We start from the raw sequence: 3,430 nt of genomic DNA, 5'->3' as shown, positions 1-3,430 counted from the left end.
CGTTCGATACGGCGCAGATCCGCCGCGGCCGTGTCGGCCACCGACCCACGCCCCGACTCCAACTCGGCGATGCGCCGCTCCAGTTCGTCCGACGGTGAGAGCAGGGCGCGGACGAGGGCCCGGTCCACGTTGGTCAGTCCGCGCGCCAGCCACGGCAGCGCCGGCCAGGCGACGAAGAGCGCGGGCACCGTCACCCCGAAGCTGAGCCAGCCCCAGGGCAGCCGTACGAAGAAGTAGAGGACGTGCCGCCAGGCCACCGAGTCCTTCAACTGCGCCCACAGCCACGCGAGGAACCCCTTCTCGCGTGCGCGCAGCGGGCTCGGCTCCTCGACCCGTACGCGCAACAGGGCCCGCGCGCGGGCGCGTTCGAACCGGCCGAGCGTGCGGGTCCCCCGCAGCGTGACCGCGAGCAGCGGCAGCCCGATCAGGGTGAAGGAGAGCGCCGTGCTCGCGTAGATGAACACGGCGACGCAGACGAAACCGGCCACGCCCACCGGCATGTTGGCCAGGAGATGGACGATCTCCCGCCATGTCTGCGCGCTGAGGACCGGGCCCGGCGGCGGAAGGCGCTCGTCCGGGGAGTCACGGTCCTGGAAGTCCGCGTCTCGGAAGTCCGCGTCCTGGGAGTTCCCGTGGACGGGATCCCCGTGCCCGGAAGGGTGTGCGCTCGCGGTCATGGGCCAAGCCTGCCCGGTGGGCGGGGGCGGCGCCATGGGGTCCGGCGGGGGCCGTGCGTGGGGATAACCCCACCCCGCTCCGGAACGGGGTCCCGGGGTCCGCGTGAGCGGGGCCGCTCCCTCGTACGTCCCCGTAGAGCGCTCGTACGTGTCCGTACACACGACGACGCCCGTGCGCGGGCGAACCGTGCGCACGGGCGTCGCGGGCGGTCGAAGTCCGGTGCGGACAGACCGTCTTGAGCGGGTCCTCAGGGGACGCCGTCACGACGAGCGGTCCGCTCCGGCGTGACCGGCGGGACCGGCGGGCGTCAGCCCAGGTCGGCCGCGGCCTTCTTGATGTCGGCGGCGAAGGTGCTCACCTCGGTGTAGACACCGGGCTTGCCCTTGCGCGCACAGCCCTCGCCCCAGCTCACGATGCCGACCTGGACGGGCTTGCCGGCCTCGTCCTTGCGGAACATCGGGCCGCCGGAGTCGCCCTGGCAGGAGTCGATACCGCCCTCGTCGATGAGGCCGGCGCACAGCTCCTCGTCCTCGACGAGCTCGGAGTAGGCCTTCTTACAGGTCGCGTCGTCCACGAAGGGCACGGTCGCCGTCAGCATCTTCTGCTGCTGCTCGCCGCCCTCCTTGTCGGCGCCCCAGCCGGCGATGGTGAAGTCGCCCTTGTTGTTGGTGTCGTCCTCCGCGATCGGCAGGGTGTCCTGGTCGATCGGCTCGGCGAGCTTGATGAGCGCCCAGTCCTTGCCCGTGCCGTCGTAACCGGGGGCCTGGAGGACCTCCTTGGACTTCACCTCGACCGCGTCGGAGTCCTCGAGGTCGACGACGCCACCGGTGGCGGTGATGCTGTCGTCGGCGCCGCTGCCGTCCACGCAGTGGGCGGCGGTCAGGACGACGTCCTTCTCGTAGAGCGCGCCGCCGCAGCCCATGGACAGGCGGACCATCCAGGGGAAGTCGCCCTTCTTCGCTTCCTCGCCGCCGACGATCTTGGCGCTGACGTCGTCGGAGTGCTGCTCGACCTGCTGCGTGGCGGACTTCTGGGCGGCGTGGTCCTGGCCGGCCATGGCGATGCCCATCGGGGCCAGGCTCACCGCACCGAGCGCGACAGCGGCACCGGCTATGAGTCTCGTGACGGTCTTGCGAGGCTTCTGCACGGGTTCTTCCTCTCGTGGGGGGTTACGCGCGTAGCCCACCGGTGCTGCCCAAATCGCCCTGGTAATCAGGGAATTGGGCAACCCCCGACAAGCGTTGTGCGATTCTCGTCCGGCGGTACGCGGCCTGGCAAGGGGCGGTTTCCGGCGACAACAGCCCCATACAGGGGCAGATGCGGCACGTATTCGGCAGCCAGGTCCTGCCGGGTGAGAGATTGCGCGTACGCCCTAGACTCCCCTGCGTACCGAGCGCTGGACGCCCGCGCGAGCAAGACGGCGCGAGGAAGACGGTGCGGACAGCGCGGACGACGCGGAGAGCGCGGCCCGGACGCGCGCGGGCGCGGGACGTACGGGATGTGCGGAACGCGCACGAAGCGCGGCACACGGGCGTCGCCCCGGCCCGGGCCCCGACGGCCCGCAGGACGAGGGCGACGGGCGGGCCGACGAGAGAGTGAGGAAAGGGCGGACGTGCCGGACTACTTCCACGGCTATTCGGTCGTCGGTCTGGTCGCGGTGGTCGGAGTGCTCTTCGTCTCCGTGGCCTTCGGAGCCGGGCGGCTGCTGCGTCCGGTGGTGCCGACGCGGGAGAAATTCCTCACGTACGAATGCGGCGTCGACCCGGTCGGCGAGGGCTGGGCGCACACCCAGGTCCGTTACTACGTCTATGCGTTCCTGTACGTGATCTTCGCGGTCGACTCGGTGTTCCTCTTTCCCTGGGCGACGGTCTTCGCGGCGCCGGGATTCGGCGGCGTCACACTGACGGAGATGTTCGTCTTCCTCGGATTCCTCACCGTCGGCCTGCTGTACGCATGGAAGAAGGGCGTCCTGGAATGGGCGTGACGAACGCGCGGAACGGTCCCGTGGATCTGCCCGACCCGGGGCGGCCCGGCGGCGGGGCGCCGGCGGCCAAGGCTCTCGGGCCGCTGGCCCGGCTCGCCCCGGAACCGATGAAGGTCGTCCTCAACTGGGGCCGCCGCTACAGCCTCTGGGTCTTCAACTTCGGACTCGCCTGCTGCGCCATCGAGTTCATCGCCGCGTCGATGGCGCGGCACGACTTCATCCGGCTCGGCGTCATCCCGTTCGCACCGGGACCGCGGCAGGCGGACCTGATGGTCGTCTCGGGAACGGTCACCGACAAGATGGCGCCCGCGGTCAAGCGGCTGTACGAGCAGATGCCCGAGCCGAAGTACGTGATCTCCTTCGGGGCGTGCTCCAACTGCGGCGGCCCGTACTGGGATTCGTACGCCGTCACCAAGGGCGTGGACCAGATCATCCCCGTCGACGTCTATGTGCCGGGCTGCCCGCCGCGCCCCGAGGCGCTGCTCCAGGGAGTGCTGAAGCTCCAGGACAAGATCGCGGCGGAGTCGACGGCGCAGCGGTACGCGACGTCCGGGCGCGGGCGCCCGTCGGCGGCGGCGCTGAGGAGCGGGCTGGTGAAGCCGCCGGAGGGCGCGGGCGGCGCGGCCGATGCGAGCGGTACGAACGGTGCCACCGACGCGAACGGTACGAACGGCGCGACGGGTACGAGCGGTGCGAGCGGTTCCGGCAGCGGCGGGGCCGGTCCCAACGGCGGTGCGGCGGACGGGAGTCCGGGCGCGGAGCCGGAGG

The 3,430-nt window shown here is 71.2% G+C and carries 4 protein-coding genes; 2 read left to right on the top strand and 2 right to left on the bottom strand.

Annotated elements, in window-relative coordinates; genetic code table 11:
* On the bottom strand, positions 1-677 hold a 677-nt coding region (locus tag AN218_RS30370), incomplete at its 3' end, for a sensor domain-containing protein (protein ID WP_171908857.1).
* Positions 678-985: 308 nt separating this feature from the next.
* A complete protein-coding gene (locus tag AN218_RS30365) occupies positions 986-1,825 on the bottom strand; it encodes a serine protease (RefSeq protein ID WP_070020247.1) in 840 nt (279 codons plus the stop codon).
* A 465-nt stretch (positions 1,826-2,290) separates the two neighbouring features.
* Between AN218_RS30365 and AN218_RS30360 the strand changes: the two genes are divergently transcribed.
* Both AN218_RS30360 and AN218_RS30355 read left to right on the top strand, forming a co-directional pair.
* Positions 2,291-2,662, top strand: a complete 372-nt coding sequence (locus tag AN218_RS30360) for an NADH-quinone oxidoreductase subunit A (RefSeq protein ID WP_070020246.1) — start codon at positions 2,291-2,293, stop codon at positions 2,660-2,662.
* On the top strand, positions 2,653-3,430 hold a 778-nt coding region (locus AN218_RS30355), incomplete at its 3' end, for an NADH-quinone oxidoreductase subunit B (protein ID WP_244900841.1). The genes AN218_RS30360 and AN218_RS30355, both read left to right, overlap by 10 nt.

Origin of the sequence: Streptomyces nanshensis (genome assembly GCF_001751255.1) — a bacterium.
Taxonomy (GTDB): Bacteria; Actinomycetota; Actinomycetes; order Streptomycetales; family Streptomycetaceae; genus Streptomyces; species Streptomyces nanshensis_A.
This window is presented reverse-complemented; position numbering and strand designations above follow the sequence as displayed.